Source organism: Nonomuraea fuscirosea (genome assembly GCF_003001935.1).
GTDB lineage: Bacteria > Actinomycetota > Actinomycetes > Streptosporangiales > Streptosporangiaceae > Nonomuraea > Nonomuraea fuscirosea.
Genome location: NZ_PVNG01000045.1, coordinates 1 through 21,015, shown reverse-complemented (window position 1 = coordinate 21,015; position 21,015 = coordinate 1). Strand labels below are relative to the sequence as shown.

General features: G+C 68.9%; 19 protein-coding genes and 1 pseudogene. 16 read left to right on the top strand and 4 right to left on the bottom strand.

Features of this window, described 5'->3' with window-relative positions:
• Nucleotides 1–22: 22 nt before the first annotated feature.
• Both B0I32_RS53950 and B0I32_RS53945 read right to left on the bottom strand, forming a co-directional pair.
• A complete protein-coding gene (locus B0I32_RS53950) occupies nucleotides 23–706 on the bottom strand; it encodes a hypothetical protein (protein WP_106253096.1) in 684 nt (227 codons plus the stop codon).
• Nucleotides 707–747: 41 nt separating this feature from the next.
• Nucleotides 748–1,134: a hypothetical protein gene (locus tag B0I32_RS53945; protein WP_146178704.1), complete on the bottom strand. Its 387-nt coding sequence runs from the start codon at nucleotides 1,132–1,134 to the stop codon at nucleotides 748–750.
• A 240-nt stretch (nucleotides 1,135–1,374) separates the two neighbouring features.
• Here B0I32_RS53945 and B0I32_RS53940 point away from each other — a divergent pair, with 240 nt between their 5' ends.
• The 15 genes from B0I32_RS53940 (at nucleotide 1,375) to B0I32_RS53870 (ending at nucleotide 17,859) form a co-directional block, all read left to right on the top strand.
• A complete protein-coding gene (locus tag B0I32_RS53940; protein ID WP_146178703.1) occupies nucleotides 1,375–2,223 on the top strand; it encodes a hypothetical protein in 849 nt (282 codons plus the stop codon).
• A 113-nt stretch (nucleotides 2,224–2,336) separates the two neighbouring features.
• On the top strand, nucleotides 2,337–3,872 hold the full coding sequence (locus B0I32_RS53935) for an MFS transporter (protein ID WP_181308850.1): 1,536 nt from the start codon (nucleotides 2,337–2,339) through the stop codon (nucleotides 3,870–3,872).
• Nucleotides 3,869–4,099 carry a hypothetical protein gene (locus B0I32_RS57200; protein ID WP_146178701.1) on the top strand — a complete coding sequence of 77 codons (231 nt, stop codon included), beginning with the start codon at nucleotides 3,869–3,871 and terminating at the stop codon, nucleotides 4,097–4,099. The genes B0I32_RS53935 and B0I32_RS57200 overlap by 4 nt, the downstream gene beginning before the upstream one ends.
• Nucleotides 4,096–5,673: a thiamine pyrophosphate-binding protein gene (locus tag B0I32_RS53930; protein ID WP_181308848.1), complete on the top strand. Its 1,578-nt coding sequence runs from the start codon at nucleotides 4,096–4,098 to the stop codon at nucleotides 5,671–5,673. Before B0I32_RS57200 ends, B0I32_RS53930 begins: the two co-directional genes overlap by 4 nt.
• A gap of 174 nt (nucleotides 5,674–5,847) precedes the next feature.
• Nucleotides 5,848–6,033 (top strand): hypothetical protein, encoded by a 186-nt coding sequence (locus B0I32_RS58560; protein WP_181308844.1) that lies wholly within the window; start codon nucleotides 5,848–5,850, stop codon nucleotides 6,031–6,033.
• 47 nt (nucleotides 6,034–6,080) lie between these two features.
• On the top strand, nucleotides 6,081–6,341 hold the full coding sequence (locus tag B0I32_RS58555) for a hypothetical protein (protein ID WP_181308842.1): 261 nt from the start codon (nucleotides 6,081–6,083) through the stop codon (nucleotides 6,339–6,341).
• Complete coding sequence (locus B0I32_RS53920; protein WP_146178699.1) at nucleotides 6,338–7,108, top strand: maleate cis-trans isomerase family protein; 771 nt, start codon at nucleotides 6,338–6,340, stop codon at nucleotides 7,106–7,108. Before B0I32_RS58555 ends, B0I32_RS53920 begins: the two co-directional genes overlap by 4 nt.
• Nucleotides 7,105–8,310 carry an FAD-dependent oxidoreductase gene (locus tag B0I32_RS53915; RefSeq protein WP_106253085.1) on the top strand — a complete coding sequence of 402 codons (1,206 nt, stop codon included), beginning with the start codon at nucleotides 7,105–7,107 and terminating at the stop codon, nucleotides 8,308–8,310. Before B0I32_RS53920 ends, B0I32_RS53915 begins: the two co-directional genes overlap by 4 nt.
• Nucleotides 8,279–9,076, top strand: a complete 798-nt coding sequence (locus B0I32_RS53910; protein WP_106253084.1) for an aspartate/glutamate racemase family protein — start codon at nucleotides 8,279–8,281, stop codon at nucleotides 9,074–9,076. Before B0I32_RS53915 ends, B0I32_RS53910 begins: the two co-directional genes overlap by 32 nt.
• Entirely contained in the window at nucleotides 9,073–10,065 is a 993-nt protein-coding gene (gene hemB, locus B0I32_RS53905) for a porphobilinogen synthase (RefSeq protein ID WP_245956706.1), read from the top strand. Before B0I32_RS53910 ends, hemB begins: the two co-directional genes overlap by 4 nt.
• 153 nt (nucleotides 10,066–10,218) lie before the next feature.
• On the top strand, nucleotides 10,219–11,457 hold the full coding sequence (locus tag B0I32_RS53900; protein ID WP_106253082.1) for a hypothetical protein: 1,239 nt from the start codon (nucleotides 10,219–10,221) through the stop codon (nucleotides 11,455–11,457).
• Between the two features lie 73 nt (nucleotides 11,458–11,530).
• Nucleotides 11,531–13,210 carry an RNA polymerase sigma factor gene (locus B0I32_RS53895; protein ID WP_106253081.1) on the top strand — a complete coding sequence of 560 codons (1,680 nt, stop codon included), beginning with the start codon at nucleotides 11,531–11,533 and terminating at the stop codon, nucleotides 13,208–13,210.
• A 32-nt stretch (nucleotides 13,211–13,242) separates the two neighbouring features.
• Nucleotides 13,243–14,880, top strand: a complete 1,638-nt coding sequence (locus B0I32_RS53890) for a hypothetical protein (protein ID WP_146178697.1) — start codon at nucleotides 13,243–13,245, stop codon at nucleotides 14,878–14,880.
• A 746-nt stretch (nucleotides 14,881–15,626) separates the two neighbouring features.
• Nucleotides 15,627–17,324, top strand: coding sequence for a type IV secretory system conjugative DNA transfer family protein (locus B0I32_RS53875; protein WP_106253074.1), 1,698 nt, complete (start codon nucleotides 15,627–15,629; stop codon nucleotides 17,322–17,324).
• A 7-nt stretch (nucleotides 17,325–17,331) separates the two neighbouring features.
• Complete coding sequence (locus B0I32_RS53870; protein WP_106253073.1) at nucleotides 17,332–17,859, top strand: hypothetical protein; 528 nt, start codon at nucleotides 17,332–17,334, stop codon at nucleotides 17,857–17,859.
• Nucleotides 17,860–18,099: 240 nt separating this feature from the next.
• Here B0I32_RS53870 and B0I32_RS53865 read toward each other — a convergent pair whose 3' ends face one another.
• Complete coding sequence (locus B0I32_RS53865; protein WP_106253071.1) at nucleotides 18,100–19,143, bottom strand: hypothetical protein; 1,044 nt, start codon at nucleotides 19,141–19,143, stop codon at nucleotides 18,100–18,102.
• A 681-nt stretch (nucleotides 19,144–19,824) separates the two neighbouring features.
• On the opposite strand from B0I32_RS53865, the gene B0I32_RS53860 reads away from it, so the two are divergent.
• Entirely contained in the window at nucleotides 19,825–20,640 is an 816-nt protein-coding gene (locus B0I32_RS53860) for an alpha/beta fold hydrolase (RefSeq protein ID WP_106253105.1), read from the top strand.
• A gap of 163 nt (nucleotides 20,641–20,803) precedes the next feature.
• On the opposite strand, the pseudogene B0I32_RS53855 reads toward B0I32_RS53860, so the two are convergent.
• Nucleotides 20,804–21,015, bottom strand: a pseudogene (locus tag B0I32_RS53855) (hypothetical protein); the annotation flags it as partial.

Genomic DNA, 21,015 nt, shown 5'->3' with positions numbered 1-21,015 from the left:
CAGGGCCAGCGCGATGATCGCGCTACTCATCACGGTACGGGTGAATCAGGGGTCCGGCGAGTTCGCGAAGGGCTTGGCCCTGGGCGGGGTTGAGGCTCTGGAGCCCGCCCCGGCGCACCCGATCTCCCAGAGCCATGGCCAGGGCGTCGGCTTCCTTTTCTAATGGTCCTCTGTCGCGGAGGGAGCGGCCCATCACGGCCTCGATGTCGGAGCGGCCGGCCACGAGGGGGAGACCGTGGGTCTGCTGGACGAGGTTGGTGAACTGGACGATCTGCGACTTGGCTTCGTCGTCCAGTCCGCCGATGCTGCGCGTCAAGATCCGCAGCATCGGGTGAGAGGAAGTGGGGGAGGGCGCCATGGTCTGCGCGGCGATGCCCTGGCGGGCTTCGGGCTCCCGGTAGTGGCCGCAGACTAGGTGCGCGGCTTCGTGGAAGATCATCATCAGCTGGTGCGGAACCGGCACGTAGCCCGCATACCCGATGATGTCCAGGTCGCTCGTCCGGATGTAGAGGCCGCCCACTCCGCACGCGTCCAGTCGTGAGAACCGGCCCAGTTCGAAAGGGTGCGCGACGACGTTCCGGCCCGTCAGGCGGCGCAGCAGGACACAGAACTGATCCACATTGAAGGGGTCGGGGATCTGCCGCAACAGCGCGGCGTGCTCGCGTTGTAGCTGCTTGTACAGTGTCCGGCGCGGTAGGCGGAACATGTGATCCTCCGGAGGCGGTCAGGGATGGGAGTCGTGGACGGTCACTTGTTCACGGGAGGCAAGCCGTGCACGCGGCGGACCATGTTCGCGAAGTCGACGATCTGCTGCCGCGCTTCCTCGTCCAGGTCACCGATGCTGCGTGTCAGGACGAGCATTTCCGCTGAGGGCGTCTCGTCGGACGGAGCTGCTTCGCCTGCCCAGTAGCCCAGCGGGATGTCGGGAAAGAGCGTCTGCAGCGCCCCCATGGTCTTGGCTGTGGGATTGGTCATTTCTCCTCGCTTGGCGCGGCCGATCTGGCTGGAACTCCAGCCCAGCGCTGCCTGCAGTTCTTTGTCGCTCTTGCCTGTCAGGGCGCGCTGAATCCGCTCGGCGATCACTCGCTCCCGCTCCTGCTCGCGAGGCGTAGGCGTCTCACTGGTGTCCCTCACGGTTCCCGCTCCTCGTCACTGGACCTCCATAGATGAAGGCCTTGATCCGGGAATCTAACAATACATGGGTAAGGGATCTTGACATACCCCTTAACTGCTCGACATGGTGTTCACCATTAAATGAGCGCATCGCCTCATGAATCACCCATTTATTGGTGAGACGTGGTGGGCGAGAACGGTTCCATGTGTCGCGCTCGGTACTGATCGCTGCTGCCTACGAGTCGTACTCGGAGATGCATCATGACGTTCAACCACCGGCTGTCCCCGTCTCACGGTGCACATTCACTGACCTCTGTCGTCCACCGCGTCTGCCGGCATGCTCTGCCCGACGCACCCGCCGTTCGCACGGGCGATCTCGCTGTCGACGGTGGCCTGCGGATCTGGCTGGACACCACCGCGACAGGTGTGAGTTCCCCTTGGGCGGCGCTGCACCGTATCCAGCACCAGCTGCAGTTGCTCGGCCTTCATGCCGAGCTCGAGCGCGACGCTCAAGGACTGGTGGTCCTGGGATGGAGTTCCCGGCTCCTCACGCACCGCGCGCGTCTGCTGCGCATGGCACTCCAAGGCCGGCTGAGCGACTACTCGGCCACGGCGCAAACCGTGGTCGCCCTGAGCGCCCGTTTATGGGAGCAACCGGGGCGGAGCAGCGGTGAGTCGATCGCTGCCGCCGCCTTCAACCACATCAGGGAACGGCTGCGCTGGCCTGGATGGCTGGCCGATGTCGACGGATGGCGCCGCCACTCCGACCTGGCCGAACATCAGACGCTGCTGGCCCAGGTGATCGGGCTCGAAGCCAGGGCCGCGCAAGCCTGCGAGGGCCATCTGGTGTCGGCACGGCTTCTCGCCATGTCAATGTGGCATGAGATTGACCGCACGGGGGACTGCCGAGGAGCCGCTCACCGGGTTCTGACGGCGGCCGCGCCCTGGCTGCGCGCGGGACGACTTCTCACCTACGCCGCCGCGGACCAGGCGGGCGACCCGCCGGCGCTGGTAGCGGGTGGTCCGGCGGCAGGACTGACGGAGCGATTGATCGCGGTCAGCGTCATCAACCACGGCAGGTGGCCCGAGACGAGCCCGCGATGGTCGTGACTACGCAATCCGAGCAGCCAGCGCCGGCAACACGGCATCACACGAAGGCAGGCGCGAGTCCAGCGCACCGGCGCCCGTCCTCCCAGCGGCGGGTGAAGTGGGTGTGCGCGACCGTGGCCGGGCTGGTGATGGCCGACACCCTGGCCTCCACATTGCTTCTGCCGATGCTCGGCCACGATCCCGTCACCAAGGGTGTTCCGGTGGCACACGTCAGCCTCCTGACCACCGCGTATCTCGCAGCCATAGCCGCCTTGCTGACTCCGGCGGGACGTCTGGCGGACCGGGTCGGGCGGCGCGCCGTCTTGGCCGTCGGCCTGGCCGCGTTCGCGGTCGGCGCGCTCACCATGGCGTTCGGCTCCACATGGGCCCTGCTGCTTACCGGACGACTGGCGCAGGGGATAGGGGCGGCGCTCATGCTGCCGTCCGCCCTCGCGCTGCTTCTGAGAGGCGTCGGCCAACAACAGTCCCGTGGCGCTGTGGCGCTGTGGGGATCGGCCACCGGCATCGGTGGGCTGACCATGCAGGCCGTCGGCGGGGTGGTGATCGAGCATTTCGGCTGGCGGTCGCTGTGCCTTCCCATCGGGATGACGGCCTTGGCCGTGCTCCTGCTGGTTCCGCTGCTGCCTCGCTCGCGAGCCGAGCACCGCGTGCATCTTGACCTGATCGGTATGGCGCTCATGACGTCCACCGTCGCCGCCCTGGTGCTGCTCATCACCTGCGGCAGCAACTGGGGATGGACCTCGCCTTCCACGGTGATCGCGATCGCGGTGTCACTGGCCGGGACTGGACTCATGGTGTCCCGTTCCCGCCGACGCCCAGGCCGCGTGCTCGATGGGCCGCTCTGGCGGTGTCCTGGCTTCGGGTGGGGGGCATGGTCATCACTCCTGTACGGACTCGTCGCCTACACGATCCTCGTGGTAGGCCCGATGGTGTTGCGCGAGGCCGGAATGAGCCCGTCCGGAGCGGGCCTCGTACTGGCGCCCATGTCAGCCGCGGTCACCATGATCAACTCGCTCGCCGCGCGGTTGACCCGTCACCTCGGCACCTCATGGGCCGTGTACGCGGGCGCCCTGCTCAGCGCGATCGGCTGCCTGACCCTTGTCATCTCCGGTATGTCACCACTCGGTGGTACAGCGGCCCTGATCATCATGGGCGCCGGTTTCGGCATCCTGACCACGGCCGCGACGATCTCCGGGACGCTCGCGGTGGACCCCCACCACTATGGAGAAGCGGTCGGCACGATCACCACCGCGCGCATCCTCGGCGCGGCCATCGGGCCGGCCATCGCGCTCGCCTACCTGACGAACACCACCACGCCTGCGGTCACTCGCCCGTACGAGGTGCTCCTCGCGTGTATGACGACGATCGTCCTGCTGGCCGGTTGCGCGCTGGCGCGAGCGATCCGGAAGAACCACGCCGAAAAGACCGAGGACGAAGTCACCGACCTGGCGATCGCAACGGCGCGGCCGGAGGACATCGCCCGACTACGAGAGGCACTCCTGCGGCAACGCGCGCGTTTCGAGGCCATGGCCAGTGCCGCGGAAGACGAACTGACCGCCCTGACTGATCCCCGCCGCGCCCGCTCCACCACCTCAGACACGCGCATGAGCCTGCCCACCGCTGTTTCGCACCTGGGAGGACCCGCATGACCGCCAGTTCTCAAGCCCCTGTTCCCGCGCGCGAGCACACGTTGATCGCCAGCCGGGGCCGGCAACCGGGGGAGTGGGACGGCCGTATCGACACGGTGCCGTTGCTGCGGACGACCGACATCCGCTCGATGGAGCGAATGCGTGCGATTCACACCTACGCCCGGCAGGGAATCGCGGAGATAGACGCCGCGCTGGCCGCACTCGACCGCGAAACGCCGGCCCCGTGATCGGTGAGCCGGATCACCCCACAGCGGAGCTGGCGTCGGCGCTCGCCGCCGGGGGAGTACGCAGCGTGTTCCGCGTGGCCGGCCAGATGAATGCCCACCTGGCCATGACCCTCGCTGACCATCATCTGGACTCTGTGACCTCGCGCGATGGGCAGAGCGCCGCTGTCATGGCCGGGGCGTACGCACGGATCAGCGGGCACCTCGCCGCGTTGACCCTCGAACACGAAGGAGGCTTGGCCGCCGCGCTACCAGGCTTGCTTGAGGCCGTGAGGAACCGAACCCCACTGCTCGTGATCGCCTCTCACGGTCCGGACACCAGCCTGCCGCTCGCTGAGTCGTCCCTGCTCAAGGCGGTGGGCGCCCTGGTGGTGGACGTGGGCAGGCCGGGCCGGGCGGTGAAGCTCGTCACCGAGGCGGCGCGCGCCGCCCGAGCGTGCCGTCGCCCATTGGTGCTCCGGGTTCAAGCGCACAATCAAAGCCCACATCGCGACGTACCAGACTTCGACGCGCCGCCCGTCCCGCTGGCGGACGCCGCAGCGGTGAACGATCTCGCGGCGCTGCTCATGTCCGCGCGCCGGCCGGTGTTCATCGCCGGACGCGGAGCCGTGCACGCCGCACAGACGCTGGCGCGCCTGGCTGATCACGCGGGCGCGCTGCTCGCCACCTCGGTAGCCGCCCACGGACTGTACGGCGGCGACGCATGGAACCTCGGCGTCACTGGTGTGCTGGCCACCCCCGGCGCGGCCGACCTGATGGCGGCGGCGGACGTGGTGATCGGCTGGGGTTGCGCGCTGGACGATTGGACCACGTGGCACGGTTCCCTGATAGCGCCCGAAGCATGCGTGGCTCAGATCGACATCAACCCCGCCGCGCTCGGCGCACACCGCCGCATTGACCTCGGCATCGCCGGCGACGCCGGCTGGACCGCCGAGGTGGTCCGGCAAGCGCTGCCGCAGCGGCGGACCGGGTATCGCACCAGGCTGGTACGGCAGCGGATCGCCGAACTGAGCAGGTGGAGTGACGTCGGCTACGAGCCCGTGCTGGAGCAGGGCGACCGCATCGACCCGCGAACGTTGACGCTGGTGCTGGACGCGATCCTGCCCGCGGAGCGCACTTCGACCGTCGAACCGGGCGCCGCGATCGGCTATCCCGTCAGCTACCTACGCGTGCCGGACGCCCAAGGATTCTGTCTCGCCCCGGCATGTGGACTCGGTCTGGCCAGTGGGATCGGTGCGGCATTGGCCAGACCGGACCGGCTGTCAGTGATCTCCCTCGACGCCGGTGGCGTGCTGGCCGCCACGGCTGACCTGGAGACTGCGGCGAGGCTGCGCGCACGTCTGCTGGTCGTCGTCTATGACGAGGACGACGAATCCGACCCCGCCGTCGATCTGCCGCGGATCGCCCAAGGGTACGGCTGCGACAGCGCTGTGGTCCGACGGCCGGCGGATCTGACCGCGGTCTCCGAATGGCTGGCCGGCCCCGCTGAGCGTCCGCTAGTCCTGCACGCGAAGGTCGCCCGCTGCTCCTGGTGGCTCACACCCCGCGACGTACAGGTGCAGGGAGAGGCTCGATGAGCCGCTGCTGCCCTGGACGGCAACCTCCGCTGCCTCCACTGGCCCTTGCGGGGACACGTCCGAATCGACCTGCCCGTTCACCGCCGCGCAGGCGGCCGGAGAGCCCTCATGCCAGACCCCGAAACGAAACCGCGTCGCCGACGGCGGCGCAAGCAAGAAAGGATTCCTGTGCTCATGCACGTGGAGGTCCGAGCGGACTTCACCCTTCACCAGCAACACCACTACGTCGCGGCGATCACCGCGATCACGACGGACCTGCTGAACGTCCGGCAGGAACAGGTTCGTGTGACGCTCGCCGAGACGAGCCCCGCCGAGCGAGCACGGGCCGAAAGGCACCTGCTGATGTGGACGGGTTGCTGATGCCGACTTCGAGACCGTCACGCGCGGCACACGGGCGAGTCGCCGCGGTGGTCGACGAGATGCGCAAGCGGACCGAGCAGATCCGTGAGGCCGAGTTGACCCGCCTCCTGACGCGGGTCCCGCAGCTGAGTCCGCCGGCTCGTGTGGCGGTGGCCACCTGTATCGATCGCATCGTGCACGCGCTGTTGCAGCCTGCCCTCACCAGAGTGATCGTTCAATCCGAGTCCGCGCACACCGCTGAACACGCGGAGGCCCTCTTAGTGCTGTTCGCCCTCGAACCCGATACCGCCGGGCGGTGTTCCCGATGATCGCAGATGCGGAGGAACAGCCCTCAGGCGGCGATGTGCCGATCACGCACAGGCGGGTGGGACTGCTGGTGCCTCCTGCCAACCCGGTGGCAGAACCGGAAACGACGTACCTGCTCAACGCGTTCCGCACCGTGCACACCGCCCGATTCCCGGTGATGGGCGGGCCGCTGCCGACGCGGCTGAAGGCCTACAACCACATGCTTCCCGACATCATCGGCTCGTTCGGCGGGCTGTCGCTGGACACCGTAGTGGTGGGCTGCAGCGGCTCGCGCTATCTGATGAGGCCGGAGGAGGACGAGGCGTCGTGCCAGGCGTTGAGCAGACGCTGGGGGATGCCGGTTGCCACGGCCACGTTCGCCACGCGGCGGATCCTGCAGCGGCTGAGACCTCGTGAGCTGGTGCTCGTCTCCCCATACCAGCCGTGGCTGACCGAACTGGCCCGCCGGTTCTGGCGCAGGGCCGGCTGGGTCGTGCGGGTGGTGCCGATCCAGGCGGCGGGCAGGTACGCGCCGTACGAGGTCGACCCCCGTGACCTCGTGGACCAGGTCGAGCACGCTCGCCTGGCCGAGGACGCGGTGCTGCTGTGCACAGGCACCGGCATGGCCACTCTGGCGGCGCTGCCGCCGCTCGCCGCAGGCAACGACCGGGTGCTGCTCACCTCGAACATTTGCGGCGCGTGGTGGGCCCTGCACCAGACCGGCGACGCGGCCAGTGATGACCTCCCTTGGGCGCTGCGGCGCCTGGCGAGTCAAGGACTCACCCCATGAGCCGGCACGACCCACGCGTTGTCGTGGTCGGGGCCGGACCGGTGGGGCTGACCGCCGCACTCGTCCTGGCCCGCGCGGGTGTCACCGTGACGGTGATGGAGCGCCAGCCCTCCCTCATCTCGCGGTCGCGGGCCGCGACCTTCCACCCGGCCACCCTGGATCTGCTCGCTCGGCTGGAGGTGGCCGGAGACCTCATCGCCGTCGGGACCGTGGTCGACCGGCTGCAGTGGCGGAGTCGCCGCGGTGTCCTGGCCGAGATGGACATGGGTCTGCTGAACGGATTGACCCGGCATCCGTTCCGGCTGCATGCCGAGCAGACGACGCTGCTGGAACTCCTGGCGGACCGGCTCAGGCGACACCGCCACGCCCGCCTGCGGCTGGCTGCCCCGGTGGACGTGATCAGCGACCACGGGCGCGAGCTGCGGGTCCGCGCTGGCGGGCGGTGGGAAGCGGCCGACTACGTCATCGCCGCCGACGGCGCGCATAGCACCGTACGCACCGCGCTCGCTGTTCCGTTCACGACGATCCCGTACCCGACGCAGGCACTGCGGATCTTCACCGACACACCGCTGCAGGAGCTGCTGCCCGGGCTGGCCCCACTGACCTACGTGCGTGATCGCGACGTGTCCTGCAGCCTGCTCCGGCTGCCGGACCACTGGCGCCTCGTGTTCCGCGTGCCCGCCGACGCGGACTCGTCCCCCTCGGCGGTCTCGGCGCTGGCTCGGCAAGCGGTAGGTGGAGGCGAACTACGGATCGTGGACGCCCACACCTTCCGGCTGGCGCGGGGAGTCGTCCCGGCGTTTCGGCAGGGACGTGTGCTGTTCGTCGGCGATGCCGCTCACGTGACCACCACCGCGGGCGGGTTGAACATGAACGCCGGCATCCAAGAGGCCGCCGAACTCGGCGACGTTGTGGCCGCCGTGCTCGGCGACGGCTCGCCCGAGGCGGCGCTGGACGCGTGGGCCGCGCGGCGTCGCCGCATCATCCTGGAGGCCGTCATCCCCCGTGCCGAGGCCCGGGTGACCGGCGTCCAGGACGGTGACCGGCGTCGGCTTCGCCACGCCATCACCAGATTGTGCTCCATCGCCGCCGATCCGGCGGCCGCGCGGGCTTACCTCGCCGAGGCCTCGCTGCTCGACACCCCTTACCAACCGAACGAAGGACGTTCTGATGCGCATCTGGCTGCAGAAGCACACCGTTGAGGGCCGATCGGCCCTGCTCGACCAGCTCTACGCCGAGCACGTGACCGCGGTCGCCGGGCCCGAGACCACGGTCGAGATTCATACGCTGCCGCCCCAGACGTACAACGCCCCACTGCCCGAGCATCTGGTCGGCTACGCGGAGATCGGTCAGCTGTTCGCCGACCATTTCGCCGCGAGCGCGGTCGCCGCCGAACGCGACGGGTGCGATGCCTGGATCAGCGCGGCAGGTCAGGACACTGGACTGGAGGCCGCCCGCCTGAGAACGGGCATCCCGGTCATCGGATACGGGCAGGCCACCTGGCAGCTCGCCCGCGACAGCGGCGCCGCACTGGGGGTGCTCGGTTTCATCGCCGAGCTGGCCGAGCCGATCACGGCCAACATCCGCGCAGCGGGGGCTCGTCTCGCCTCGTATCAGGTGATCCCTGACGGCCCGGCGCTGGTCGAGCGGGCTCTGGCGGAGGATGTCGCTCCGCTGGTGGAGGCCTATACGGCCGCCGCGATCCGGGCCGGCTCCTGCGGCGCGCGCTGGCTGGTCCCGGCCGAGGGCATACCGAACGAGATCCTGGTCCACCTTCAGATCCGCGAACTCGCCGGTCTGCCCCTGATCGATCCCGGTGGGCTGGCCATCGCCACCGCCGAGTACCAGTGCCGGCTGCGGGCGCAAGGCATCATCCCTCGTGCGGAGACCGGGTATCGGCGGCGAGCCCCGGGCAGCCTGGTCGCGCACGTGGAGAAGGCACTTGGCATGAGCGGGGTGGACTGGTGACGGGGCCGCTCGTGCACCGGCCTCGCCGGTTGCGGCGTACCCCTCAGCTGCGTCGGCTGGTGGCGGCCACCCACCTGCACGCCGGCAACCTGATCCAGCCGCTGTTCGTCGGTGAAGGCCTGGCCGAGCCGATCCCGGTCCCGTCCATGCCTGGCGTGGTTCGGCACACGCGCGACACGCTCCGCAAGGCCGCCGTGGCGGCGGCCTACGCCGGAGTCGGCGGCGTCATGATCTTCGGGGTCCCCGCCCCGGACCGCAAGGACGCCACCGGTAGCCAGGCATGGGCCGAGGACGGCATCGCCCAGCAGGCGATCGCCGACGTCGTGGCCGAAGTCGGCGACGAGGTGGTCATCATCGGGGACGTCAATCTGGACGAGGCCACCCAGCACGGCCACGTCGGAGTCGTCGGAGCGGACGGCGACGTGGACAACGACGCCACCCTCGAACTCCACGCCAGAGTCGCCGTCGCACAGGCGCAGGCCGGCGCGCACATGGTGGCCCCCAGCGGCATGATGGACGGCCAGGTCGCCGCCATCCGCCGCGCGCTGGACGAGTCGAACCACGCCGGTATGCCCATCCTGGCCTACTCCGCCAAATACGCCTCCGCGTTCTACGGACCCTTCCGAGAAGCGGTCGAATCGTCCCTTGGCAGCGGTGATCGATCCACCCACCAGCAGAGTCCGGCCGGATCCGTGGCCGAGGCACTACGAGAGGTCCGCCTGGACCTCGCCCAGGGCGCCGACGCGGTCATGGTCAAGCCTGCCCTGCCCTACCTCGACATCATCCGCGCCGTCCGCGACGAGGCGGACGTACCTGTCGCGGCCTATCAGACCAGCGGCGAGTACGCGGCGATCGAAGCCGCCGCCGCGCACGGCTGGATCGACCACGGCCAGGCGGTGCAGGAAACCCTGCTCGCGATCCGCAGAGCCGGCGCCGACATCGTCGTCACCTACTGGGCCACGGCCGTCGCCAACCGGCTACGCCCCTAACAGACCGAAGGGACCACCCTCGTGCTGCCCCCTTCCCACGCTCACGAGACGACGGAATCACCGCCGTCGACCATGGACGACCCGCTCCGGGAGCACCCCTTAATGAGTCATCTGTACCTCCTTCAGCAAGCTCCATTCCCGATCGCACCCGGGGTGCGGCGCATCGAGCTCACCGACGGTCCGGCGCGTCCGCTCGGTCCTGGCTGGTGGCATGTGCCCGATCCGGCGCGGGGTCCGCGGCCGCTGCGGCGCACCGCGCACCGGGCCGTCCTGCGGCTGCGTCGCACTCTGGGCGGGCTGTGGGGCACCGGCCCCGACTTGCCGGAGACAGCCTCCGATGTGCTGTGTCAGTGCGATACCCGTCCCGGTCACACCGGCATCGCGGCCTACGGCGGCGTCCGTCTGGACGGTAGCGACCATTACGTGCACGCCATGGGCAGTATGCCGCCCGCTGGTGTGCGAGATCTCGCGCGGCTTCAGCTGATCAGCGGCGTGTGCCTGTTCAGCTCACAGGCGGCTCGGCTCGTCGTGGGCGGCTGTTGCAAGGTATCGATCGCCCGGCTGCGGCGCGAGCCGTTGACCGAGCGCGCGACCGGCCTGGACCTGCTGCCGCACCTCACCCTGTACGAGCAGGACAGCAGCCTGCGGCTGGCATGTGCGGCCGCGAGCGTGGCCGCGCGCGTTCCTCCGGAGGTGGAGGTCACGCAGTTGTTCGCGGTGCCCCGGGCGGCCACCATGCTTCTTCTCCACCGGCACGCCGAGCGCGGGCAGGTGCCGCCAGACGTGTTCGCCGCGTGGTGCGAAGCGGTCGCCGATCGCCACGATCAGGTTCAGGCACTGCTGCGCGCCCGCTGGCAGGCCGCGTGGGCGACCACGGGCACGCACCGCCCGATCACCGTAGAGGACGTCGACGAGCTCCAGCAGGTGGAAGCCTGCCTGCGCACGGCACTGGATCAGGGCCTGGTTCCATCCGTTCAGGAACTGGCCGATGCCGCCCGTGCGCAAGACGCGCTGTGGCGTCATCTGATCACGCTCAGCCCGCCCGCCACCGCGCTCGATCTGGCGCACCTCAGCTACGTGGCCACCTACCTGCGCCATCCAGGTGTGACGCTGGCGGTGGAGAACATCCAGGAACGCAAGATCTACCGGCATGCGGCGCTGCTTCGCGCGCGGCTGCAGAAGCTGACCGGCGACCCCGTTCCGGTTTTGACGGGGCTGTATCCGCTGGGCCGTGCCTGGATACGCACGCTGACCGGGGACCTGCAGCACAACCTGTTCAGCGTCGATCCCGGTCAGGAAGTCATCGACGAGGGCCGCCGACGGGTGTACCTGCCTGACCTGGCTGCCCGTCTGTATCCCGCCGCCGCCAGTGACCTGGTAGCGCACCAGTGAGCGCCGTTGACATCCGGATCCACCGTGCCGGAGGAGACGAATAGGGCGAGCCGTTCTCTCGAAAGGACCTGACATGCCGAACACCGAGACGTTCATCATGGACCAACTGCTCCGAGAGCACGGCTCGGTCTTGTACGACTACTGCCGTACAGAACTTTCACCCGCCGACGCCGCGTTGGCCGTGTGCGGCGCGCTGCTGAGCGCCATCCACCACGCCGACCAGCCGCGCGAGGACGAGCAATCACGCGCCTGGCTGTACGCCCTGGCCAGAGCTCACCGCACGGCCCAGGCCAGGGCCAACCCGGCCAGCGTCGGATCATGGACACGGTCCGACAGCACCGCCGACCCGCTGCTCGCCGAGGCGCTCATGGCACTGCCCGGCCCGCACCGGGAGGTGCTGGACCTGACCGTCCGGCACCATCTGACCCATCCGGAGATCGCCCTGATCTTCGACGTCGGCGCCGTCGAGATCGAACGCCTGGCTACCGCCGCGGCCGACCAGCTGGAGACCTGGGTCGCGGCTGTGACCGCCGCACGCAGCGATGGCTGCTCAGAGTTGGGCGGCCAGGTGAGCGAAGCTGCCGACGCACCGGCCCGACGCCGCCGCGCCCGAATCAGCCGGCACATCAGCCAGTGCCCGACCTGCCAGAACGCCCCCCGCACCACCACCGCCGGCGAACTGCTCGAGCACCTGCCGATCACGGCCACACCCGCCACCATGACGGGCCGCCTGGCCGACGTCGAACCGCTCACCCCGCAGGAGGGCTGGCGCGCCGATGGCTTCCCACCGCAGACACACGCGCTGGCCGAGACGCTGGCTGACCTGCCCAGTCCTGCCCTCACCTCGAACTCGCCTCCCGCATCCGAGGATGAGTTCCGAGCATGGGAACGGCACAGCGAGGACTTCTGGGCCCGCCGTGAGGACGAGTCCGACCCGGAAGCGCGCCTGTCGTTACGACCATTCCTGCCCGCGATACGCGTCAGCGTGCTCATCGCCGGTGGGGTGGCCTGCGTACTCGGGGCAGGCGCGGGCTGGTCCGCCCTGCAACCCGAGCGGCCCTCACCAGCGGTGCCCGTGGCAGCCCCGGCGACGATCACTCTGGTGCCCAGCGACGCACCGCCGAACGCCCTGCTCGACGAACCACCCACCGTCCCACCGCCTTCACGCCGGCCACGCTCGCCGGCACCTTCGAAGAAGCGCTCTCCCATGCCCGCTCTCAAGAACCCACCGAGCAAGGCTCCATCCCAGATCGATCCCGCCGTAGGCGGATCACGCGCCGGAACGAACAGCGGACCGCAGGAGCCGCCGGCCTTGCCCGCCCGGGACCCGACCGCCTCCAGCACCAGACGAACTCTGCCTCGACCGGCACCGCCCACCGCCGACCTGACGCCGGCGTCCCTGCATCTGGGGGCCAGCCGAAGCGACCGGGTGACCCTGTCGTGCACCGGCACCTGCCACATCACCTCAGGCCGGGGCACGAGCGGCATCGTCGTCGACGGCGACCGCATCACCGTCCCCGCCACCGCCTCAACCCCTGCCTGCGACGACATCACCGAATCCGGCACCGCCACCATCACCTGGAGCGGCACCACCACCGGCGACGGCCGTACCAGCGAGGGCACCACCCGCAGCGGCGGCATCCTGACCCTGCCCGTGTCCTGGACCATCGAGGCCGACAAAGGCACCTGGATACCCACCGGCTCGGTCACCTACACAGGCGACCACGAAGGCCGCTGGTCCAACTGTTCCTGAGGCTGATGCCCACCCTCACTCTGGAGAACGACGTGAGACAGTTTCTCGGCAGCATCACCCGGCGAGAACGACGATTCGCCGCCGCCGGAACCCTGATCACCCTGCTCGTACTCGTACCCGTCGTGGCCGTCGCCGACCCCGGTCTGGTCCCCGGCACCCCGGCGCAGTCCGCCACCGAACAGGCCGTCGACGCCGCGCGCGGCGACTCCTGCCGCGACACCCTGCCCGCCGACACACCCGACTACGTGGTGTGCCGATGGCTCACCCCACCCCAGGACGCGGCGGCGGTGGCCGCGTTCTGGGGAGCCGACGGCGGCGCCAACCTGGAACAGGCCCAGCCGCTCCCCGCCCAATACGTGCGGTGCAACCGCAAGACCGACCTATCGACATCCACCACCTGCAAGGGCGGCACGACCTTCTGCCGGCAGCTGCCGTCGGGCTGGTACCAGTGCACGGACGAGACCAACGGCAAGGTCACCTACGAGCGCTATGTCAACGGCAAGAAGCAGGTCCAGTCCACCCCACCCCCGTCACCCTCCACCACCACATCGAGCACGACGTGGCCCACCTCGTCACCCACACCGAGCAGCCCCGACACGGCCTCGACGCCCCTGCCCACCCCCACGCCCTCCAATGAGACCGAGACTCTTCCGCCGGACGGCAACCCACCTGACGCCGGCACCCCCACGACCGACCCGTCAACCCCTTCGGCCTCGGTGCCGACCGTGACCGCCGAACCGACCACCTCCACCACGTCCACAGCGCCGGAACCCAGCAACGGGGCGGCGGATGGAGACTTCATCGCGACCGCGAAGAAGGCGCACCTGCGCATCTGGCTGGAAACCGATCTCGCCGATGACTATCTCGCCGGCGACACCGCCTTCACCACCGCGCTCCAGCACCTCGTCACCGACGCCAAACGCACCGACGTGACCGGCGTGAAGTTCGCCGACAACCTCGCCTACACCGGCTTCTCCACCGAACAGCAGGTCATCCGATTCCTCAACCGCGCCACCCAGGCCCTGCGCGCCGCACTGCCCGGTAAACGGCTGGCCATCGGCGTGGTGGTGCCCGAACTCGGCTGCGGCGACTCGCAACCGTGCATCACCGCCCTGCGCAAACGAGCGCCCCTGGTCACCAAACAGCACGTCAACCGCTACCTCAAGGCCGGGGACGTGGACCGCGTGGAGATCGCCGGCGGCCTGTTCGGGCGCACCTACCGCCAGTACCAGGTGACCGATCCCAAGACCGGCAAACCCACCTCCATCACCCCAGCCCTGGCCACCCGGGCCCAGTGGATGAGCATCAAGGCCCTGGAGTGGGACACCCTCGCCCAGATCGGGGTCCGCGAATACGGCCTGGCCCACACCGGAGACACCTCGCCCTGGACCACGGCCCAGGCCACCGCCCAGATCGAGGCCCGCATCGGCACCGCGATCGGGCTCGGCGCCTCCACCATCACCCTCTGGGGACACAATGCCACCGCGGACGGGCAGACGTACCGGCTGCTCAACGCAGACTTGGCCGACAACCCCACGTGGAACGCCCTGACCGGCCAAGGACTGCGCGGACGCCTCGCCGTCGTCATCGACCCGGCCTCCACCGAACGCGGCGCCGCCGACATCGTCCATTACGCCAAAGGCGTGAGCGAGATCTTCATCCTGATCTGACCCGCGCCCCGAGACCCTGGCGAGAGGGCACACGCCGGATGCGACACGACGATGACCGACCCCCTCCACCCGAACCTCTCGACCAAGAGGAAGGTCCGCGCGGCTTCGCCGACATCGACGGCGGCTACCCGGTCGAGACCGACCTCGACGAGCCCCACCCCGCCGACAGCACGCCACCGCCGGCCTCACCGGTGAGCGGCCGGCGACTGCACAACCCGCTGCCGACACCACCGCCTCCTCCCGAGGAAGACGAGGACTGGTACGGCCCAGAGCCGGCGCGCGCCAACTGGCGCGTCATCGTGCCGATCGCCGTCCTCATCATCAGCTGCGGCGTCGGAGTCTGGCTGGCCATCCCCGCGTCCGACCCAGCGGCGGCCCCAGCCCCGAACACGCTCACCACACCACGGGCGCTCCCACATCAGGACGCCACCGACCGAGTAACCCCGCGACGCACTCCCTTTCGCCGACCGACCTCCACAGCCAGCCGAACAACACCCTCGCCCCCGCCCGTCTCCCCATCGAGAACCTCGTCAACACCCCGGCCCACCCGCCCCGCCACCGTGACCATCACCACCAAGGTCACCATCACCTCCAAGGCATCCCACCCGCCCTCCGACCACGGCCCGGAGGAACCTCCCAGCAACTTGCCCCGTACCGTACCCACGTGCCTGACCTGGAGCGACTGCCATGACGGCCCACCAAAAGGCTGACCCGCCGCCATACCAGGCCCGCGCGGTGAGTCGCCGATGAGCACCGCACTGCCGGCCGTCGCGGCGCTCCTCCTGGCCGTACTGATCATCGCCGTGTCGTTCGACCGGCTGCGCAACCCACGCCGCCGCCACGGACTGGCCCTGTGGTGGCGGCTACGCTGGCGGCTCTACCCCGGACGCGGCTTCGCCAGACGACTCGAGCTCTACCGGCACTACGGACTACCGGCCGCACGCAAGATCGCCCGCCAAGCCCGCCCCTCCCTACGCGGCTGGTGGGTCCGCCACACCGTCCGCGCCGGCGAGATCGCGCTGTTCCTCGGGTGGGCACAGGGCTGGCTGATCCGCTGGCGCACGTACGCCACTCTCGAGGACAACGTCCTGTGCCTGGCCCCGCACAAGGAAGGCAAGACCGGACACCTGGCCGGCTGGGTCATCGACACCCCAGGCGCCGCGATCGTCACCAGCATTCGTGACGACATCGTCGAGCTGACCGCCGGGCTGCGCGCCAAGCGCGGCCGCATCCACCTGTTCAACCCCGAACGCTTCGGCGTGTGGGCGTCGACCGTGCGCTGGTCACCCGTGGACGGTTGCGACAACCAGGCCACCGCGATCCGCCGCGCCGCCACCATGGTCGCCGCCGCCGAAACCGGCGGTCTGTCAGACCAGGGCTTCTGGACCAACCAGGCAGCCATGACACTCGCCGCCCTGCTGTACGCAGCCGGCCTGGACGACCTGACCTTGGAACACGTCGATGCCTGGACCCTCAACGAGGACCCCACCCCACTTCAGATCCTCACCCGCCATCGCCACAGCGCCGGCCACACCACCGACCGGGCCGCCGCCCTGGTCCGCCGCTACCACAACCTCCACGTACGCACCCGCGACTCCATCTACCTGACTCTGCGCCAGGTCCTGCGCTGCATGGACGACCCGGCCATCGCCGACATGCTCTGCCCACCCGCGGGGGAGGGGCTGGACCTTGAAGCGCTACTCCGCCGCAGAGAAACCCTCTACTTGATCGCCGGCGACAGCGCCAACCCCGCCACGCCCGTCCTGTTCGCCACCCTGGTAGCCGAGCTACACCACCAGGCACGCCAACTGGCGGCGGGCCGGATCAACCGGCGCATGGACCCGCCCGTCGCCTTCATCCTCGACGAAGCCCCAGAGATCTGCCCGATCACCCAGCTGCCCGGCTGGCTGGCCACCGCCGCCGGCTCCGGATTCGTCTTCGTCGTCGCGGGCCAGTCCAGGTCGCAGTTCCAGCAACGCTGGGGAGAACGCGGCGCGACCACGATCTGGAACACCACCAAGGCCAAGATGTTGTTCGGCGCCACCTCCGACCCTGACGACCTGAAGGTGATGTCCGACCTGTGCGGCGAGATCGCCCTCCCGTATCGGGAGAAGAGCGTGGACGGCTCCGGCAAGCCCTACTACACCCGCCGCTGGGAAACCGTCCCCGTTCTGCCCCCCGAACAGGCCCGCATGCTGCCCACCTGGCGCGCCCTGGTCGTACGCCGCAACGCCCGCCCCACCATCGTCCGTGCCGAACGCGCTTGGAAACGCGCCGACTACAAACGCTGGAAAGCCAAGGACGGCCACATCCCGCTCCACCCCCAGCCAGCCGAGACACCAGCGAGCCCGGTACCCGAGCACGGAGCCGCGCTTACCATCCCACCGACGCCGCCCCAAGCCCGACCAGCCCGCCCGTGGCATATCAGACGAAACATGCCCTGACGCTTCCATGCCCGCGCCCACCCCGCCCGACGACACCGGCGCCGAGCAGGCCGCGATCATCGCCGACCTCGCCCTCGAAGTAGAACACCTCGCCCACACCGTCGCCGGCCTGACAGCCGCACCGACCGGCCGGCTTTCCGCCAGCTCCGACCTTCCACCACCGCCGCACCCGTGGTGCTGGCCTCGGATGCCTCACACCAAGAAGGCCGACCGGCTCGGCGAACTCGGCGACTGGATGACCCAGGTCCTGTTCACCTGGCCCTCCGCCCAACGCGCGGTCCTGCCGTGCTGGCCCCGCCACTGGGACGTGGTGGAAGAACTCTCGATGCTGTACTGCTGCTGGAGAACCGCCTACCTATGGGAAGGCGCCACCGCCGGCGACACCGCCGAATACCTCGACCGCTGGCTCCCCAACGCGATTGCCCGCATCGAGGTCCGCCTGCGCCCCTGCGGTCAGGGCCACCATCCTGACGGCAAACGCCGCGACGACACTGCAACGCTCACACCCGTACAAGATGAACTCCGCTGGCTGTAAGTTGACGACGTCAGGTGGCTGCTTCGGCACTACTAGCCTGAGCGATGGTCAATGCGCTCATCAACATCACCAACCGTGTCGCACCGATGCGTCTGCCGGTGCCCTGAGTGATACCCCCTCAACTGCGACAACAGCGTTCACGTCACCTTGGCGATAGCGCTCGGGCAGCCGACGAGACGGACAGCGTCTACGCAGTTCAGGGACGGGTTCGTTGGATTCTCGGCGATTGCTACCAGGACCCTAGAGGTTGAAGATGGTGGCGATCGCCGTGCACAGGGCGCGGGTGTCGGCGATGACCTGGCGGCATTCGGGTTCGGTGACGGCCAGGCGCTGCCCGATCCGGCTCGTGCTGGCTGGGACCTTCGTCAGGTACTTGGAATCGACCATGCCGTCGTTGTGGATGAAGACGTGGCGTTTGGCCCACGTCTCCAGCAGGCGCTGCCAGGTCGCGGCGTCGAGAAGGGTCCGCAGGTCCGGGTAACCAGCGGTGACGAACAGGTCGGCGGCATGGTCGAGCCGCTGAAAGACGTTGCCCTTGCCTACCAAGAGCTGATTGGAATTCGGGACAGCGGTGCGGAACGCGGCGCCCGCTAAGGTCTCTACGATGCCAGCCACGTTGGACAGGGTGTCGGTGAGTATTCGGTCGAAAGCGCCTTGCTCGCGGAGGGCAGCAGCGGCCTGCTCGGGGACCTGCGTAAGGGCGTCCAGGCGAGCGGTCTCGGCGGCCAGGGCATCCTCGGCGACGGTCTTGGCCGGAAGCTGGCCGCACTGCGGGCAGAAGCGGTGATCGGCGAAGACCGCATACCGCAGGCCGCAGCCCGCGCAGCTCCGGATCCGAATGAGCCGCTCCTCGTCGATGCCGGGCAGCGGTTGCGGGACGAAGGGCGGTCCGGGCTGGAAACTGAACTCGACACCGAATCCGCCGCGCGAGGAGCGGGGAGGTCGTGAGGAGCCGAACAGGCCGCTGAGGGTGCTGTCGAGCTGCTGCCCGATCATCTGGACGGCGTAGTCGCCCATCGCTCGGGTCGCACGGTCGAGCTGCTGCTGGGTGATGAACTCGCTGTGCTCGGCGTGGTGGCCGCAATAGACGCACCACAACTCCACCTCGTCCGGGAGGGCCTCGTAGTCGTCGGCGTCGATCCGGAACAGCCGTGAGCAGCCGGGGCACTGCCGGCCGAAGAAACCGTCCTGGTCGGTGGGGATGGCGACGGTCATCTTGATCTCGTCGCCGGTGTGGCTGATCAACTCGGCGCCATCCGGGAGCCGGAACCCGAAGTTCTCCATGGTCCTTCAGTGTGTCACCGCGCACTGACACTTCCGAAGAGATTTTCCACCGATCGACGGAGGCAAGACCCATTGCGCCGCCGTGAACCGGGGCTTCGAGGACGGCAGCATGGTCAAGTTGCCGCCTGTCAGAGACCGCGACGAACCATGGGACCGCAGGTAGAACTGATGGCCCGGGCCGGCCTGTCCGGTGGATGGCCAAACGGCACGGATGCACGTAACTCCGGCCGAGCACTGCGTGAAGGCGGCGGCGGCCGTTCCCGTTCCACAGTTTGTCCCGGTCTCCGGCCCGAGCTACCCACTCGTAGCGATCACCGCGATCGAGGACCTACCGAGTCACGGGCCAGCACCAAGTGACCGCCTGCCTCCAGCGCCTGTCCCTGGAGAGAGCCTGGCCGGCCGTGGTGACCGACGATGTGCTCGCCGGTGCCCTGGCCCGGCGCGTGGCCAGTTGGTCACGCAGATCGCCCACGAGCTCGGCGTCGGGCGGCTCATTCGCAGGGCAAGGCACCGGTCCTCCCCGGGGGTGCCGAGGATGTCCCCTCACGATGCCAGACGTTTCGTTTGAGGCACGTATAAGGCATCCGAAGAGACCTTGGACAATCTTGCTTTCCGCTGTGAGCCGGGAAAGGATCGGGGGCGCCGCTGGAAACGTACAGGCCTCTACTAACATTGCAGGTCATGGAGTTGACGGAGCGCTTGGAGTGGCGGGGAAGGCAGATCGCCTGGGGGCGCGCAGGTGCGGGTCCAGCCGTGGTGTTCTGCCATGGCACGCCATTCTCCTCGCTGCTGTGGCGGCCGTTCGCCCAGGCCTTGAGCCGTGACTTCACCGTCCATCTTTGGGACATGCCCGGATACGGGCGCTCCTCCAAGCAGGAAGGGCATCCTGTCGATTTCGGCGTGCAGGCCGATGCGTTCGCGGCGCTGCTCGCGCACTGGGGCCTGGAGCGGCCGCACGTGATCGCTCACGACTTCGGCGGTGCCGTGTCCCTGCGCACGCATCTGAGCCTGGGCGTCGATTACGCCTCGCTCATGCTCGTCGATGTCGTCGCCATCCCGCCCAGCGGCTCCCCCTTCTTCCGGTTCGTGCAGGACCATCCTGACGTCCTGGGGCAGTTGCCGGACTATATCCATACCGCCATCGTGCGCGCCTATATTCAGGGCGCGAGTCACCGCGGGCTGCGTGCTGAAGATCTTGACGCCCTGGTGCAGCCGTGGACCGGACAGGATGGCCAACCGGCCTTCTACCGGCAGATCGCCGACTATGACGAGCGTTTCCTCCAAGAGAACGAGCAACAGCTGGACCGCCTGGGCATCCCGGTACGGATTGTGTGGGGAGCGCGCGACGCTTGGATCTCCCTCGATGTCGCCCGGCGCTTGCGGAACCTGATCCCCGCCGCTGAGCTCTCGTTGATCGACGACGCCGGCCACCTGGTCCACCATGACGCGCCCGTCCCGCTCATGAACGAGATCCGTACCTGGCTCCCCTCGGGTTGAGGTGCCCGAATGTGTTCGTGGACCGGGGCGGTGGATTTTCTCGTGGCCCGCGGCCATGACGAGGCGACGGTCGTCAACACGACGGGAGACTGGCGGAACAGCCGCTCCGGGGTGTCCGATAATGGTCGTTTACGGGACGGCTGAGCCTTCGTGGCAGGAGCGCCTATTTGCGAGCAGAGATCAATCGATTGGTGAGTTCCACGGTGGCCAGAAACCACCAGAAGATCCAGTCCAGGAACAGGGGGTCGTAATCGCCACGCTGGTCTGCTCGGCGGTGACGTAGGGCGTAGCGGTTGGCGATCTCGAACAGCGCCCCCTCATCCGGCTTGCCTAGTTCATCGCGAATCAGCTGGCGGCGCTTTTCCAGAATGCCGG